Source organism: Candidatus Bathyarchaeia archaeon, assembly GCA_041447175.1.
GTDB lineage: Archaea > Thermoproteota > Bathyarchaeia > Bathyarchaeales > Bathycorpusculaceae > JADGNF01.
In genome coordinates this window covers 2,201,491-2,217,439 of record CP166960.1, presented here as the reverse complement: position 1 = coordinate 2,217,439, position 15,949 = coordinate 2,201,491, and the positions used below count along the sequence as shown (strand labels likewise).

At 48.6% G+C, this 15,949-nt stretch carries 16 protein-coding genes; 5 read left to right on the top strand and 11 right to left on the bottom strand.

The window, feature by feature from the left end:
• Window positions 1-206: 206 nt before the first annotated feature.
• Window positions 207-632 carry a bis(5'-nucleosyl)-tetraphosphatase gene (locus tag ACBZ72_11460; GenBank protein ID XES76777.1) on the top strand — a complete coding sequence of 142 codons (426 nt, stop codon included), beginning with the start codon at window positions 207-209 and terminating at the stop codon, window positions 630-632.
• 4 nt (window positions 633-636) lie between these two features.
• On the opposite strand, the gene ACBZ72_11455 is transcribed toward ACBZ72_11460, so the two are convergent.
• Together ACBZ72_11455 and ACBZ72_11450 are read right to left on the bottom strand one after the other, a co-directional pair.
• Window positions 637-1,905 (bottom strand): translation initiation factor IF-2 subunit gamma, encoded by a 1,269-nt coding sequence (locus ACBZ72_11455; GenBank protein ID XES76776.1) that lies wholly within the window; start codon window positions 1,903-1,905, stop codon window positions 637-639.
• Window positions 1,906-1,971: 66 nt separating this feature from the next.
• The gene (locus ACBZ72_11450) at window positions 1,972-2,385 is read right to left on the bottom strand and encodes a 30S ribosomal protein S6e (GenBank protein XES76775.1); all 414 of its coding nucleotides are present in this window, start codon (window positions 2,383-2,385) and stop codon (window positions 1,972-1,974) included.
• Window positions 2,386-2,791: 406 nt separating this feature from the next.
• Between ACBZ72_11450 and ACBZ72_11445 the strand changes: the two genes are divergently transcribed.
• Window positions 2,792-5,356 carry a PQQ-binding-like beta-propeller repeat protein gene (locus ACBZ72_11445; protein ID XES76774.1) on the top strand — a complete coding sequence of 855 codons (2,565 nt, stop codon included), beginning with the start codon at window positions 2,792-2,794 and terminating at the stop codon, window positions 5,354-5,356.
• A 568-nt stretch (window positions 5,357-5,924) separates the two neighbouring features.
• The gene (locus ACBZ72_11440; protein XES76773.1) at window positions 5,925-7,118 is read left to right on the top strand and encodes an MFS transporter; all 1,194 of its coding nucleotides are present in this window, start codon (window positions 5,925-5,927) and stop codon (window positions 7,116-7,118) included.
• A gap of 24 nt (window positions 7,119-7,142) precedes the next feature.
• On the opposite strand, the gene ACBZ72_11435 is transcribed toward ACBZ72_11440, so the two are convergent.
• Window positions 7,143-8,582 (bottom strand): bifunctional 5,6,7,8-tetrahydromethanopterin hydro-lyase/3-hexulose-6-phosphate synthase, encoded by a 1,440-nt coding sequence (locus ACBZ72_11435; GenBank protein ID XES76772.1) that lies wholly within the window; start codon window positions 8,580-8,582, stop codon window positions 7,143-7,145.
• 225 nt (window positions 8,583-8,807) lie between these two features.
• Here ACBZ72_11435 and ACBZ72_11430 point away from each other — a divergent pair, with 225 nt between their 5' ends.
• Window positions 8,808-9,014 (top strand): hypothetical protein, encoded by a 207-nt coding sequence (locus ACBZ72_11430; protein XES76771.1) that lies wholly within the window; start codon window positions 8,808-8,810, stop codon window positions 9,012-9,014.
• On the opposite strand, the gene ACBZ72_11425 is transcribed toward ACBZ72_11430, so the two are convergent.
• The 7 genes from ACBZ72_11425 to ACBZ72_11395 form a co-directional block, all read right to left on the bottom strand.
• Window positions 9,011-10,549: a carboxypeptidase M32 gene (locus ACBZ72_11425; GenBank protein ID XES76770.1), complete on the bottom strand. Its 1,539-nt coding sequence runs from the start codon at window positions 10,547-10,549 to the stop codon at window positions 9,011-9,013. The genes ACBZ72_11430 and ACBZ72_11425 overlap by 4 nt on opposite strands.
• Before the next feature lie 56 nt (window positions 10,550-10,605).
• A complete protein-coding gene (locus ACBZ72_11420) occupies window positions 10,606-11,388 on the bottom strand; it encodes an S-adenosyl-l-methionine hydroxide adenosyltransferase family protein (GenBank protein XES76769.1) in 783 nt (260 codons plus the stop codon).
• Window positions 11,389-11,391: 3 nt separating this feature from the next.
• Window positions 11,392-11,676 (bottom strand): MoaD/ThiS family protein, encoded by a 285-nt coding sequence (locus tag ACBZ72_11415; GenBank protein ID XES76768.1) that lies wholly within the window; start codon window positions 11,674-11,676, stop codon window positions 11,392-11,394.
• A gap of 14 nt (window positions 11,677-11,690) precedes the next feature.
• Window positions 11,691-13,067: a glycerate kinase gene (locus ACBZ72_11410; GenBank protein XES76767.1), complete on the bottom strand. Its 1,377-nt coding sequence runs from the start codon at window positions 13,065-13,067 to the stop codon at window positions 11,691-11,693.
• A gap of 90 nt (window positions 13,068-13,157) precedes the next feature.
• Complete coding sequence (locus tag ACBZ72_11405; protein ID XES76766.1) at window positions 13,158-13,532, bottom strand: hypothetical protein; 375 nt, start codon at window positions 13,530-13,532, stop codon at window positions 13,158-13,160.
• Between the two features lie 18 nt (window positions 13,533-13,550).
• Complete coding sequence (locus ACBZ72_11400; GenBank protein ID XES76765.1) at window positions 13,551-13,790, bottom strand: 30S ribosomal protein S17e; 240 nt, start codon at window positions 13,788-13,790, stop codon at window positions 13,551-13,553.
• Between the two features lie 137 nt (window positions 13,791-13,927).
• On the bottom strand, window positions 13,928-14,707 hold the full coding sequence (locus tag ACBZ72_11395) for a TatD family hydrolase (protein ID XES76764.1): 780 nt from the start codon (window positions 14,705-14,707) through the stop codon (window positions 13,928-13,930).
• Between the two features lie 153 nt (window positions 14,708-14,860).
• Between ACBZ72_11395 and ACBZ72_11390 the strand changes: the two genes are divergently transcribed.
• A complete protein-coding gene (locus ACBZ72_11390) occupies window positions 14,861-15,082 on the top strand; it encodes a histone family protein (protein ID XES76763.1) in 222 nt (73 codons plus the stop codon).
• Window positions 15,083-15,193: 111 nt separating this feature from the next.
• On the opposite strand, the gene ACBZ72_11385 is transcribed toward ACBZ72_11390, so the two are convergent.
• Window positions 15,194-15,943 carry a TrmB family transcriptional regulator gene (locus tag ACBZ72_11385; GenBank protein ID XES76762.1) on the bottom strand — a complete coding sequence of 250 codons (750 nt, stop codon included), beginning with the start codon at window positions 15,941-15,943 and terminating at the stop codon, window positions 15,194-15,196.
• Window positions 15,944-15,949 lie beyond the last annotated feature (6 nt).

Here is a 15,949-nt window from a genome sequence, read left to right as displayed (position 1 = left end):
GTTTTGGGGTTGTTTTCTGGTTTTTCTTGAGTCTACCGCTGCCTTTAAGAGGCGTGTTTTGACGTGATTTGTCTCTTTTGGTCTTCCTTTTGACTGAGCTTGCTGCCTACTTGCGCGTTCCAAACACATGTGGACGTTTGTTCAGAACTCCTTTTAAGGTTGGCTTCTTAAGTAAACGTATATCCGAATTATATTGGTGGCGCGTTATGCTGAATGAGAAATCCTGTGGGGCAGTTGTCTACGCTAAAAACTCTGAAGTAAAATACCTCCTTCTCCAGTACGAAGCTGGACACTGGGACTTCGTAAAAGGCAACGTGGAAGAAGGCGAAAGCGAACAAGAAACCACCGTCCGTGAACTCAGTGAAGAAACAGGCATAACCGGCGCACAATTCGTCGACGGGTTTCGAGAAAAAATCTCCTACTTCTACAAACGCCAAGGCTCAACTGTCTACAAAGAAGTAATCTTCTTCCTTATGGAAAGCCCAACAACTGACATCAAAATATCTTTTGAGCATATCGGCTTTGACTGGTTAACCTACGATGACGCCATGAAAAAACTAACCTTCAAAAACGCCCGTGATGTCCTGCAAAAAGCTCACGGGTTTCTTAAAAAACTGTGGAAAGAAAATTAGGCGCTTAAAGCTTGTTGCCTGCTTTATCTACAATTAACCCGTAGCCTATCAGGCGCCAGCGAGACGTGATTTTTCTGCTTATTGCCACGCGTGAATTGGGTAAAATACAAACAGGCCTGTTTAGTTTTACTCGAATTAAGTCGCCTTTTGCGGCTGTGACTTTTCCAACGTTGACGGCTGCACCCACGTGAAGCAGCAGAGTTTCGTCAAGGTTTATCCTTTCGACTTTCAGCAGTTCTTTTGTCCCGACCGCCCGCTCCAGCACATGCGTTTCTAAAACTAACTCATTTAACAATGGTGGTAGCATGCCTACTTTTCCCGCGATGTTGCCTGTTAACCCGTCTGCCTTCGAGTACGATGGGTCCAGCTGTGTTCCGACACCGACAAGCCCGCCGCAGGTGGCTTCTTTCACGTACTGTTCGCCTGCTTGCAGGCTCACGATTTCACTGATTAACGGGTCATAGACTGTTCTGCCTTCCCGTTCAGTCATTATGCCTGGGCGTATTTCAATTTCTTCGCCGACGACGAATTTGCCTTGGGCTATGGTTCCGCCGACGATGCCTCCTTCCATGTCCTCGATGAGGGTGCCTGGCTTGTTAACGTCAAATGACCTGATTATAAACATGAACGGTGGCTGCGTTTCGTCTCTATGAGGTGTAGGAATGATTTCTTCAATAGCCTGAATGAGCACATCTATGTTTATGCCCCGCTGAGCCGAAACTGGAATAATTGGTGCATTCTCCGCTACTGTGCCTTTTACAAAGTTTTTGATTTCTTGATAGCTTTGCATTGCTCTTTTTTCGTCCACGATGTCGATTTTGTTCTGCACGATAATGATGTTTTTTATGCCTGTTACTTCGGCGGCTGCTAAGTGCTCGCGGGTTTGTGGCTGTGGACATGGCTCATCCGCAGCAATAACCAGTATGGCTCCATCCATTATGGCGGCGCCTGAAAGCATGGTTGCCATCAGCGCTTCATGACCTGGAGCGTCGACAAAGCTTATTGCTCTCTCGAAAATGCCTTCTTCTCCGCAGTTGGGGCAGACTGGTTTGGTGGAGTAGTTTTCTGGAGATTTGCATTTTGGGCATTTGTATATAGGTAAGTCGGCGTAGCCGATTTTTATGGTGATGCCTCGTTTAAGTTCTTCGCTGTGTCGAGATGCCCACACACCAGTCAAAGACTGCACCAGTGTGGTTTTTCCGTGGTCTACATGCCCTATGGTGCCGATGTTGACTTCTGGCTGCTTAGGCAAGGCTTTGGTTTGTTTGCTCATGTCGGTTCCACAAATACCCTATGAATCGCTTGGGAATAAATGTTGAGGATAAATAAATTTGGAGGCTTAAGCGGGGGCTGCCTGCGGCGCTTCAGGTTTTGCTTGGACCGCTTTTGCTTCTTTGGGTTTGCTTGGCTGGTCCACGATTTTCATGTTGATTTGGACGATTTCGTCGGTTATGATGTTACCGCGGACTGCTACACGTTTGCGTTCGCCGCCTCTTTTAGGGTTGAATCCTACGCCTTCGCTTAAGACGACTTTTCTTCTGACTCCGCCATGAACGTTTGGTCTCATGGGGATGCCGTCTTTGTCTGAGCCGCCCAAAATCTGGATTTTGGTTGCAGGCATATCTACTACGGAGCCGTCCATGGTTTCTCCGATTCTTTTGCCGATGAACGGGGCTGCGCGGGCTTCTTCAACCTCGACTGCTTTGGAGGTGCCCGTTTGGGGGTCAGACACTATTACCTTGAACTTTGCCATTTTACTGTTAACACTCCAGCGCAGTACAAAGGTGAAACTCTCTCTATTAAGGATTTATGAAAAACCCGCGAGATTTAATTATTTGATAGAATTTTCCAAACTGTCTTACCGTTTGGGTTTTCTGTAAAAGTGTATCTGAGTTTCGTTTGCCGTCCTCTCGTCGTGTTTATGCCAGCCTACCTTTCTCAGTTTCTACCCTTATGTGCGCTTCGTTTGTGTGCGTCCTTTTACTTCTCATAAATAAGACGGCTTTTAGCCAAAACAAACTCAGTTTTTCTTTTCTGTTTTGGGCGTGGCTTTTCCTCGTGAAAACCTTGGTGGTTGATTCGATAAATATGTATGTAAGTTACATACACTAACCTTTAAAATTTTCATGTATGTGAGTGGCTCGTATGGAGAGACGAAAATGAGCCTACTAAATCAAACAATGAAAATTAGGTCACCTTTTCATGTCGGAAAGAAAGGGAAATCGATTAGTTTCCTTCTTTTGCTGGCAATTAGCGTTGTATCTGTGTCCTTTCTGCCCTCCGCAAATGCCGTAACCGTGACTACTTATGCCTACCTTTACGTCGGTCCAAGTCCTATAGGCGTAAATCAGCCTGTCGCTGTTGTGATGTGGCTTGATAAGATGCCTCCTGTCAGTGAACAAAATGCAGCCATGACCTACGATAATTACATGTTAGAAGTAACTAAACCCGATGGTACACATACCGAGATGGGGCCATACCAGTCTGACTACATTGCTTCCCATTACATTGCCTACCTACCAGATATGGTGGGCAAATATCAATTCCAATTCAAATACCTTGGGCAAACAATAGAAGCCAGATTCCGTTCTGGAGACCCCTTCACCAACAATACTTACTTGCCAAGCCAAAGTCCAGTAATGGAGCTCACCGTTCAGTCCGACCCGATTGCAACAGACATTTCGACTACCCCTCTTCCAACTGAGTACTGGTCTCGTCCTATTGAGGAGCAGAACAGAGGCTGGGGTGTACTTGGAGGAAACTGGTTAGGTGTTCCTCTCCAGTTCGGTGTCGGGTACGACTCGATTGGAACTTTCAATCCATATTCTCAAGCGCCTGAATCTGCTCATGTTGTGTGGACAAAGCTACAAAGCTTTGGAGGAGTTGTAGGCGGAGAATTCGGAGACAAAAGCTACTACACTGGCTTATCCTATGAAGAGAGATGGAACCCACCTACTGTAGTTGTGATTAATGGACGACTGTACTATCATCAACCATTAAGTAACTGGCCTTCTGCCGGCGGATTGGTTTGTGTAGATATACGGACTGGTGAGCAGTACTGGTCGCAAGACATAAGCATAAACCTTGGTCAACTGCTCAACTTTGATTCAATGAATCAGCACGGTGTCATTCCCTACCTCTGGAGCACAGGCTCAACATACAAGATGTACGATGCGGTCACAGGCAACTTAGTCTTATCCATGGCTAACGCAAGCACTGGCAAAATTACCTACGACGACAATGGAAACATGATTGTTTACGTGCTCAATGCAGGGAGAAATTGGCTGGCGATGTGGAACTCAACCAAAGTCGACGGATTAATTACTCTCACAGGCGCTGAAACAGGCTATCAATGGCGGCCTCCGATTGGGGCAACTCTTAACTGGTTAACTGGAGTGCAATGGAACGTGACAATTCCGAACATTCCAAGCCAAACCTTGACGATACTTGGTGAAGATGTGCTTGTCACAACGAAACTATACACTGATGCACCGGGAAACCCCAATCAGCTTACTGGCTACAGTGCTCATACTGGTGAGTTTCTTTGGGCAATGAACATCTCTGACTACGCGATGGTTGCCCGCTCAAACTACTTGTTCAGTAACATTGTAGAGGACGTTTTCACCTACTTTGATCAGGCAAGAATGGTTTGGTACGGTTTTGACGCTAACACTGGAGACCAAATCTGGGGTCCAACTGACCCCTACGATAATCCGTGGGGCGTTTATAGCCAAAACTATCGGGGTGGCGGACAACCATTTGTCCAAATGGCTTATGGTAAATTCTATACGACAGGCTACGACGGAACCGTGCGTTGCTATGACTTACATACGGGCGAGAACGTTTGGAACTATTTCAGTGGCAGCAGCGGCTATGAGACTCCCTACGGTAACTACCCCATGTACGGGGGCGTCACCATTGCTGACGGAAAGGTTTACATATCCAGCAACGAGCACAGCCCTAACTCACCTAACTGGCGAGGCGGCAAACTCTACTGTATAGATGCAGAAGAAGGAAACCTTCTCTGGAGCGTCTTAGGCTGGATGCCTGGACCAGTAATAGCCGACGGTTACCTAGTGGGGCTTAACTCCTACGATGGACTCATCTACAGTTTTGGCAAAGGTCAAACATCCACCACCGTCTCAGCAACACAAACTTCCATACTGCTTGGCTCAGATGTCCTGATTCAAGGAACAGTCACTGACCAGTCACCTGCCTCAAAAGACACCCCCGCAGTCGCCGATGAATGTATGAGCGCCTGGATGGAATACCTGCATATGCAAAAAACCAAACCAACCGACGTCATGGGCGTTCAAGTGCACATAATCCTAACTGACCCCAACGGAAACACCGAGGACCTTGGCACCGTAACCAGCGATGACTTGGGCAACTATGCAATCTCTTGGACTCCACCCGTTCCAGGGCTTTACAAAGTGAGAGCGACCTTCGAAGGCTCAAACTCCTATTATAGCAGTGAAGCAGGCACAGCATTCACGGTTTCCGAAGTCTCTGCAGTTGCGCCAATTGTTCTGCCAACTGAGCCTCCAACTACGCCAGCAGTTGTAACTACACCAACGCCAGCACAGTCAGTTGCCCCCTCCCCTAGTGAAGCTCCACAACCACCAACCAGTGGAATGCCGACAACAACATACATTGCCATAGGTGCAGCAGTCGTAGTGGTCATTGCAGCCGCAGCAGCGCTACTCTTACGTAAGCGAAAGTAACCTGCAAAAATCCCTTCTTTCCTTTTTTTGAAACGTATTAAGAGTGAACGTGAGAGGCTGAGAGAGTTCTGGAAACGAGTTTCCAACTTGCTCGTTGGTTTTTCTCATTCTCCAAGTTTCCGTTCCAGAGCCCCAGCAAGTTCTCACGAAAATGGAAGACGCTTTTTTTATTAAACGACTGGTACCTATTTGTTCTGGGGGCTGTTTTTGTATCAAGTTGAATGCTCGACGCTGGGACTTGTTTTGAGGTGCTTGGAAAAATAAGTTAAACAATGCTCGATAAAAGAAGAATAGGCAAAAATTTGCCATTTTCTCCTTCCTTCCCACCTTCTCTTTCTGTTTGCTGAAATAAACTGTTTTGCATTACAGAAAAAATAGTTCTACATACGCCTATGCAACCTGTTTGCGGCACGTTTCCAATAACCTTTCAACAGTTGAAAAGGAGTATTTCTAACCTGTTTTTACTTGCTTCTACATAATCTCAAGAGCTGCTAACAAGAAGCCGCCGCGGTTTTCTTTTCTATAAAGTAAACGTTTTAATGCTTTTGCGAAAGTTGCTCTGACCACCATGTGGCGTCTGGGGTTCTTCTTTCACGAAATGGCGTTCGGTCTGCTTTCCGTATTCATACCCCTATACGTCATATCCCCCGCCATCGGAGGCTCCCTTGTTGACCTGGGCGTCATGACCTCCCTGGCATTGCTCTTAACTATCCCTGCTTCTTACTTTTGGGGCTATATCTGCGACAAAACCCGCCGCTACAAACTCTACATATTGCTCTCCTTTTTCTCCATCGCCATCTTCCTGTTTCTGTTCTCCTACGCCACCGACGTCTTCACATTCACCATCCTTTACGTGCTAATGGCGATTCTGCACGCAGCCCAAGAACCCCCAAAAAACGTTCTCATATCAGAAAGCTACTCCCGTAACGAATGGGAAAAATCATTCGCCCTCTACGAGGGCATAACCGAGTTTGGCTTCTTGTTGGGGCTTCTTGTAGGCTTATTCACTGCCACTCTAAACTTCAGTGCCACCTATACCCTGTACTTATGTAGCGGCTTAAACTTGGCAGCTTTCTTGCTGTCACTATTCTTCGTGGCTGACCCCTTGATGATTTTTGAGCGGCGCCTAGTCAGCATAGAAAACAAGCTGGGCTTCACCTTTCGGGGTTTCAACGCCGCCTTTGACCTCATGGATGGTCGTCCAATGAGAGAAAAGCTCCGACGTGACAACCTGCTGGTGTTTGGCGTCAGTATGGTTTTGTTCTCGCTTGCTTCAAGCATATTCTTCACGCCTCTGCCCGTGTTTTTCGCTCAAGACCTTGCCTTGCCTGAAAGCATGGTTTTTTTGGTTTACATGTTAAGCTCCTCTGGTGCTATGACTGGGTTTTTCTTCATAAGCCGACGCGCGGTCTATATGGATGCGCGAAAACAAATGCGCCGCATGATTCTGTTTCGGGGACTCCTTATCCTTTTGTTAATTTGGGTGGTGCAAGCAGCTTTCGCGTCGACCCTGCTGGCAGGCGCCATACTGGTCATGATGGGGTTTGCCTTTGCCTTGTACTCTATTCTGATGCTTTCGCTTTCTATGGAAATCATTCCTGCAGGCAAGGCTGGTCTCATTGATGTGCTGGTTGCGTTGGGGGCTGCAGGCGGTTCCTTTCTGGGACCTTACTTAGCAGAAACTTTGAGCTTTTTGCCGATGTTTTTGGTGGCAAGCGTGGTTTTTCTGTTGGCTTTTTTGGTGCTGAAAATTTTCTCGTAACAAAAAGAAAAGAAGGATGTTTGTTTATTCGACGTGGACTCGGTAGAGGTCAACGTCTTCGCGCATGCTGGGCGTTAATTCCAGAAAGTCCCTGATGCTGCGTTCGATGTCTTTGCTCTGCGTGATGTACCTGCCGACGATGAGAATGTCTGCGCCTTTCTCGAGGGCTTCTTTGGCTGTTTCCGGCACGATGCCGCCAGCGACTGCTATGAGGAATTTCTTGTCTGGGAAGGCTTCGCGGATGAGTTTGATGCGTTCTAAGCCACTGCTTCTTCCTGTTTCTTGGTCAATACCTCTGTGCAAAATGACTACGTCAGGGAGCTCTTTGAGCGACTTAAGCTTTGCAAGCACATCGTCGACGTTAAGCATGTCTATGAAAGCGTAGATGCCCATGCGTTTGGCTTCGTGCACGGTCGAGTCAAGCGTTTCTGGGGGCGCGAGTCCTGCGGCTACGACGGCGTCAGCGGTGTCTTCGTAAGCTATGTCGGCTTCCACTTTTCCAACGTCTAGCGTCTTGAGGTCAGCTATCATGAAGAAATCTTTTGCGACTGCCCTAAGCTCTTGGATGACGCGGGTGCCGTACCGTTTAATCAGTGGGGTGCCGACTTCAATTATGATGCGGTCACTGCCCGGAATCTGCGATAGAACCTTCTTGGCACCTTCCAGTGAGGGCGCGTCAAGGGCAATTTGCACGTATGGTGGTCTCCAGAGGCGGGGCACCTTAAAGCCCATGATTGGGTGTTTGGCGCGGTCTTTGTCGTAGTTGATTTTCTCGATGGATGGATACTTCTTTAGGGCGCGTTGGATGGCCATTTTTGTGGCCCCATAGTTATATTGGTAGATTTTGCGGAAGTCAGTGGCTTGGGGGTGGATGAATACGCTGCATATGATGAGCCAATCGTCTACTTTGTTCAGGGGGATTACGCCTTCTTCGACGGAGTCTGCGACGGCTTTTGCTACTGCGGCTTGGGCGGGGCCAAAAATTTTACCCGTATCCGCCATGTTTTTAACGGTAACTTTGGGCACGATTAGTGTGTGGGGCTTAGGCGGCAGGTTGGGGCGGATTACTGCAAGCAGCGGGGTGTGCCCCGCAGAAAGCATGGTTAAGCCTTGAGCGAATGCATTGCCGACGGGACCAGTTTTGTCGCCTATCAAAAGGTCAATGTGGGCTACTTCATTTCCTTCTCCTACAAGAGACTCGCCGATTAAATATGTACTTTCATCCTTATTCAAATCGTCTGACATGTTTTTGGGCATTTGATTCAGAACCTCCTTGAAATCAACATTAAACTCTTTCATCCAGCTATAAACCGTGTCGCGGTGAATGCTTAACGTTTTAGCTGTTCCAGAAATTGTCGGTTTTGTCGGTTTTCCCTTCTCGGAGACCTCTTTTTTTGCGGCTTCCATCAACATTTTTATGAGTTCTTCTCGTGTTTCAGGTCTTTTAGCGTCAATACCCGACATATGCTGGGTTCTCCGCGTTCAGGATGTTACCCTCTGGTATTTAAGACTGTCGGACAAACCCGAATACTTTCTCTGTGCGCCCTCTTAACCCTTAAACAGGGATTCTTGTGCACGAAGTGTCTTGGGCGTATGTTGTTTCCGATTCTACAGTCGGTAACTCTATATATCGAGGCGGCGGTATTTTTCAGGTTCAAACATCTAATCTAAAAAGGAGCGTTGTTGAAGGTGTCGCGGGAAGATTGGTTATGCCTATGCTTAATTATAGTGGGAATTGTGTTCTTTTTGGTTGGCGCCAACATCTACAACGCCCTCATAGGCTGGTTTGGTGTCTTCCTTTTCTTGGGCGGCATCTTGGCGTTAATCCTGCTTTACGTCTACAACAGCCTAAGCAAACCAAAAACTGACGCAACAGCTTCAGCCGAGTCCGCTTAAACCCCATAAAGCGCCCCGTACTTCTCCTCAAGATATGTCAGATACGGCTTAACTGAAAGTATGGTTCCAGTCGCCTTTTTAATTAAAACCGCGGGGTCGTAGAGGTTTCCGTAACAGTAAACATTGTTTGCCAGCCATGTCCGTAGCGTAACGAGGTTGCCCGCTGCTATTTCCTTCTGATATGCTGGGGCTGCCTCTTGAATGCTTCGTCTGATTTGCCCCGAGTAAATGTTGCCTAAAGCGTAGGTGGGAAAGTAACCGTACAGGCCGCTTGCCCAGTGGGTGTCTTGCATGATGCCTTCGGAATCGTTCTCCACCTTCACGCCCAACAGTTGCTTGTATTTCTGGTTCCAAACCGTTGGTAACTCCTCAACCCCAACCTTGCCCTCAAACAGGTCCCCTTCTATCTGGAACCGAATAATCACATGCAGGTTATAGGTGACCTCGTCAGCCTCAATACGAATCTTTGACGGCGCAACGGCATTCACAGCGTCAAGGAAGCTGTCCAGCTCCAAGTCTGAAAGGAAAGGTGAAGCGGCAGCTTTCACTTTTAGCAGGGTTGCGGTCCAGAACTCTTTGCTTCTTCCCACAATATTCTCGTACAGGCGGGACTGGGACTCATGAAAACCCAAGCTGCAAGGTGACCCGACAGGCTGGTACTTCCACTGCTGGGGCAGTCCCTGCTCATAAAGCGCATGTCCCGTCTCGTGCAGAACCGAAAAAACCGCGCTGGAAAAGTTTTGGGGGTGGTAATGGGTGGTTATGCGAACGTCATCATAGTAGCCCGTTGTGAACGGGTGCTCGGTCTCGTCCAGCCGTCCCGCAGCGTTGGGCGAAGGCGGCGTCTCATAACCCAGAACCCGCATAAGAACCGATGCAACTTGCCGCTGCTTCTCCACCGAAACCTCCGTCTGAAGAATGGTGGTGTCTGGCTGGGACTTTGCGTTTTGGATTTTCTCCAGCAGCCTCTCCACTCCCCGCTGCAGCTCCCCAAACACCAATGCGATTTCTCTGGCGGTCATTTTGGGCTCGTAAATGTCAATCAACGCATCGTAGGCGGTTTTGGTTTCTTTAACTTTCATGAGAATTTCTGCGGCTTGCTTATTTAGCGACAGCAGTTTTTCTAATTCGGGTTTGAAAAGGGCGTAGTCTTTCTTGGCTTTGGCTTTCTTCCACGTGTTCACCGTTATTGCCTGCTGCTTTGCCGTGGCAGCGACGAGTTTTGTGGGCAGCTTGGTTTGTTCGTCATAGTTCTTTTTGATAAGCTGCACATTACGCTTCTCAACTTCGCTTAACGTTTCATACTGAGGGTGCCCAAGGATAGCATCAAGGAATTTTCCTGTTGCGGGAGCTGTACTCATTTTGTGGTGAAGCTGGCTAAGCAGCGCAAGTTGTTCGCTGCGCAGTTCCACGGCTTTGGGCGGCATCATGGTTTCCATGTCCCATTGGACTATGGCTTCTGCGGAGCCTAAAACGATGAGGTTTCGGTTTCTTTCTAGCAGCCTTTTGTAGGTTAAGCGTAAATTCTCTGGCATAACGGTGACCTTCCAGTTTCTAACGAGGCTTTTTTATTTATGGCTTATGCGAAAAGCTATACCCTCACAAGCTTGACTTGGTCGCCTGCTTTTGCCGAAAACTTGGCGGCTGCACTGCCCTGGTTTAAGGCGATTTCCAAGTAGCCGTGACTGCCGACCAGCACTACCGGCATGTGTGGCTTGACGTTGCCGTAGGCTCGAGAAAGCTTCAACTCCAAAGCCGTCTGCGGCAACTCAACCTGCACCACGCCCTGAAAGTCTTTGGTTTCTTGGCTTGGTATGTTGGTTATTATGTTCCCAAAATCATCCACATGTAGCACCTCCCCAGCCACGCTGTCTTTGTCTCGTACAACTTTGGCGTAGCTTGGCTCAACAAACTCCGATAGTAGCGGACCAAACTCTGCTACGAGCACCCCGTTGGCAAGGTGAGCGGCTGTGGGGGCGAAAATGTCGCGTCCATGAAAAGTTCCCGAAACATGAGGCAACATGAAACGGCGGCTTTCCAGTTGCCGAATTTGTTTTATGCCTTGGGCTTGTGCGGCAAGAGCCATCACGCCGTTGTCTGGACCCACAAAAAAACACTTACCCGTCTGAATCACAATGGGGCGCCTCTGCGTACCCACGCCCGGGTCAACCACTGCAACATGAACGGTTCCCTCTGGAAAGAAGGGTGCGGCTGAAGCCAGCATAAACGCGCCCTCACGGACGTCAAACTTTTCCACGAGGTGTGTCACGTCGACGATTGTGGCGGCTGGGCATATGCCAAGAATTGCGGCTTTCATCTCCGCCACATAAGGGTCTTTCAGCCCAAAGTCCGTGGTCAACGTAACGACGGGCACCGTTTAGCCTCCATGTACTACAGGCACAAAAACAACTTCGTCGCCGTCTTTAACCTTGGTTTCTAAACCGTTAAGAACGCTGATTTCTTTGCCATTAACCAGAACCAGCGCGTTGGGCTTGGGTGTGTCCAGTTGCTCGTCAAGCAGGTTAGGGCGCAACGCTGGAGCTTGCTTAGTTGCGGCTTCCACGAGGGCCATCACGGTGGTTTGGTCGGCGCATTCGACGATGACTTTGTCTTGTCCAGAGGCATGCCGCAGTGCACCCAGAAACTTTAAAGTAACTGACACTTTGTTCACTCATTTTATAGTGCGATAATCACAGATATATCGTTAACATTGGTTCCCGTTGCATCTGTATGAATAAGGTCGCCCAGTTTGGAAAAAAAGTGGTACGCATCATTTCGTGCCAAATACTCCTCGGGGTTTAAACCCGCCTGTTTTGCTCTCTTCAGGGTGTAGCCGTCCACAATGGCTCCCGCCGCATCTGTAGGTCCGTCCACGCCGTCGGTGCTAAAAGAGGCAATTACACATTCCTCCAATCCTCCAAGATTTAACGCAGAAGCCAACGCCAACTCCTGATTTCTGCCCCCCAACCCTTCACCCCGAACAGTAACCGTGGTTTCGCCGCCTGCCACAACCCCCACAGGCTTAGGAATAGGCGTATCCGAAACCACCACGCCCACAGCAAACTTGGCAAACGCTTCCCCCACATCCTTGGCTTCTCCCTCCAACAAATCGGCTAAAAGCAGCGTGTTTATGCCTTCGCTTTGGAGGCATTTGAGGGCGGCTTGGCTGGCGGTCCGGTTGTTACCGATTACAACGTTGTGGACGTTTTTGAAGGCGGGGTCTTGGGCTTTGGGAGTCTCCTCAATCATGCTCTCTGCGCCTTCTGTGATTAGTTCGCGGACAGCAACTGGAGCTTTAAGCCACAACCCATACTTCTCAAGGATACCTTGCGCGTCACCAAACGTTGAGGAGTCAGGGACAGTTGGTCCCGAAGCAATGGCGTCCAACGGGTCCCCCATAACATCCGACAAAACCAGATTCAACACGGTTGCAGGGTAAGCTTTTTTTGCTAGCCACCCACCTTTAAATGCGGAAAGGTGTTTTCGGACAATGTTCACTTCCGTTATGTCTGCGCCGCTTTTCAGAAGCATGTTTGTAAGTGCCTGTTTATCCTCCAACGAGATTCCTTGGCGAGGCAGGGGCATAAGGCTGGAGCCGCCGCCTGAAATCAGGCAAATCACCAAATCCTGTGCGGTGGCTTCTTGGGCTATTTGCATGATGCGTCTTGTGCCTTCAACGCCTGCTTGGTCCGGAACAGGATGTTGTGCTTCCTGTAGCTCCACCTTTTGGGTTGGACGTTTGCTGCCGTAAGGAACATTCACAACTCCACCCGTTATCCGCATACCCAGAACCTTCTCCACTGCTTGAGTCATGGCTGCACCTGCTTTGCCGCCGCCCACCACAAAAACACGCTCAAACTTGTCCAAATCAAAAACCAAGTCGTCAATGCGTAACTGACTATTTTTCTTTATCAGTTTATTTTTCAGCAACTGTTTGGGTTCTACTGCGTTCACTGCCTCTTCAAGGCATCGGAGCGCTAATGCACGGGCTTTGTTTAGACGGGGTGTCTGGGCGTTTTGGAGGAGTTGTTCTCGGTTTTTAATCTCTACCACAGGGTTAACCACGGAAAAGGTTTCTGCTAAACGATGCTTTTGAACGCTAATAAAGAATTTGAGGCTTAAACACAAGAAAAGTGTTTGCGGCTAGTTTTCCATTTTTTCGCCCGTGAATGTTTCCACGAACTCTGAGGCAACCTGCACGATGGTGTCCGCTTGCTTAAGCATGGCGTCATCGTTAATTTCTTCAAGCTGGTCAAGCTGCTGCACGGTCTGCTCCATTTCAATCAGAAACCGCAAAATGACGTCGTCGGCGGTTTTTTGTTTTGCCAACTCGTCTCGTATGAGCACTTCGATGAAGGCAGGCTCGCCAAGGCTGTAGTAGATGGCGTTTCGGGCTTTGTGGATGGCTTCAATCATTAAGCTGGGTGCCATGTAAGGGATTTTTTGGGCTGCTTCCAGCTCCGCTTTTGCTTCTCGAAGGTAGCGGTGTGCCCATCCTCGCCTGTACTCATCCATCATGCTGTTTTCCAGCGTTGCTTATTCTTCGGTTTCCTCTAAAAGGATTTCGTCTTCTTGCAACGGGACGCCTTTCTGGTTGAGCGTGTAGGTGCGTGTTATGTAGCCTGCCACTTGGTTGCGGACTCTGGTTGTGATGTCTTCCGTGAGTTCGCTGACCATGACTTTGTTGTCGTCAAAGTTTGTGGAGAACTTGTCTGGAAACCGCGCAATCAGCTCTTTGGCTAGGTGCTTTATCTGTTCGGTCTTAACTTTTCCCATGTTTGTTCCTCCGTAGTTTTCTTTACGCGTAAAAGCGTGAAAGCAGAGTTGATAAAAGCGAAGGCTCAATTTAAGGTTACCTTCTCAGTAACGGTTTGGTGAACAAGCCCAACGGGCAGGTGCGCTGTTAGGCGGGGTTAGCAGAGTTTTTTGTTAAAGAAAGCCTCAAAATTCTTGACAATCTGCTCTGAAACTTCCTCTGCGGATAACCCTTTGATTTCGGCGATGGCGTGTACAACTTCCCGCACAAAGGAGGGGCGCGTTAATTGTCCGTTGAACGGCGCTTTTCGAAAGAGCACTGGACCGTCAGTTTCGGTCAGCAGATTTGTCATGGGTGTGTCGGTTATGACTTCGCGGATGCCATTAGAGTACAACGCTGGAGGACCTTCTGTGATGTAGTAGCCGTGCTCCATCGCTTTTGCGAGGGCGGGCATGGGGTGGCTGAACCAGTGGAGCAGCACCCGTTTGAGGCTGTAGGATTGGAGCATGTCCACGATAAATTCAGTTGTTCCCCGTGAATGAATAATCACCGGCAAATCCAGCTTCTCCGCCAGACGCAGCATCTTGTCAAAAACAAGAATCTGCTGGTTCCAGATAGACTCATATTTGCAGTCTAAACCGATCTCGCCGATGGCAGTGATGTTCTGTTTTTGGTGTTGTTCTTCAATTAGCCTTAACGTTTGGTCAAGTTCGCCTTCTTTGAGTACATTCACGTTCCAGGGGTGAATGCCTAACGCCACATAAACCAGCTTGGGGTTTTGCTCTTGGAGTTTTAGCGCTTCGATGCTCGTGTCGTAATCCATTGCGTTAGTAACCAAGGCAACCAGCCCTGAAGACTTGGCGTCTTCAATTAACATGTCTGTGTGTCCCGCGTATTGGGGGTCGGTGAGGTGAATGTGGGCATCGACCAGCTTCATTTTCTAAACCTTAAACCGCAACTATAAGAAACTGCCCATTTAATATTTCTCTTTTTTTGAATGTTAACTCGTTTCTCCACGTTTCAAAGGGGTGTTGAATAACAAAGGTTAAATATGGCTTAAAAAAGAGAAAGAGGCTGTCGGAGGGTCTTTATGGCCGATTTAGAATTAGCAGTAGCCCCCATGCATAGACTATGCAAAAAAGCAGGCGCAGACCGCGTAAGTGAAGCCGCAGCAAAAGAACTCGCCAAGGCGTTGGAAGGAATCGGCATCAAAATCGCCAAGGAAGCCTTGGACTTTGCCATGCACGCAGGCAGAAAAACCATCAAATCCGAAGACATCGAAATCGCATCAAAAAAAGTCATGGGAAAATAACCTTCTAGTTCCCCCTTTCTCTTTTTTGTTTGATAGGTTAACTCGGTTCTGATAGACCCCTATCCCTCTAAGCTTTTTTGGATTATGTTTAGCCTCAAAAGAAAACCTGGATTATGCTGTTGCTGAAGAGTCCCAGAGGAACTGGAAGTATTCACGTGCAAACCTCACCAAGCCCACATGTTTGCTCCATATGACCAGGCTGGGTTTGTCTTCGCCCAAAAACAGCATGGCTTCTTTGCCGTCTGTGATGACGCCGCCGCCAAACATGTTGTCCCGCACCCGCAACTCGTTAATGCCTGCGACAGTTTTGAGGGGTTTCCAGTCGCCGCTCTCACCCGCCGCCATCACCTTCACCGTCACGTTCTTACGCAACCCCATCAGCAACTGGTCTGCAGACGCAAAGATAGGTTTAGCAAAAACAGGCGCGGCTATCATAATTTCCTTGTTGGCTTTTTTGAGAACTTCCTCCAGCTTGGCTAAGACGGCTTGCTGCCCGTGCAAGATAAGGATGTCGGGGCGCTCGACTAGTTCATGTTTCTCATAAAGCGGCTGCAACGTCGCCGCGACCGTTTGCTCCCAAATTTGGACTTTGTCGTCGAGGCGTTGTTTGGTGTAGGCGGTGGCTTCCAATGGTGACACGGGGAAGTATTTGAAGGGGCGGGTTTCGCTGCTTTTTATCCAGCCTTTCTCCTTAAGCGAGTTGAGTACCTCATAAATCTTGGAGTAGGGGACTTTGGCTTGGTGGCTAATTTCCATTGCGGTCATTTTTCCGTTGTCTATCAGAGCTAGGTATGCGTCGACTTCGTAAGCATTTAACCCCATTTCCCGTAGAGTTTCACGGGTGTTCTCGTCGACTGACACGCGTTT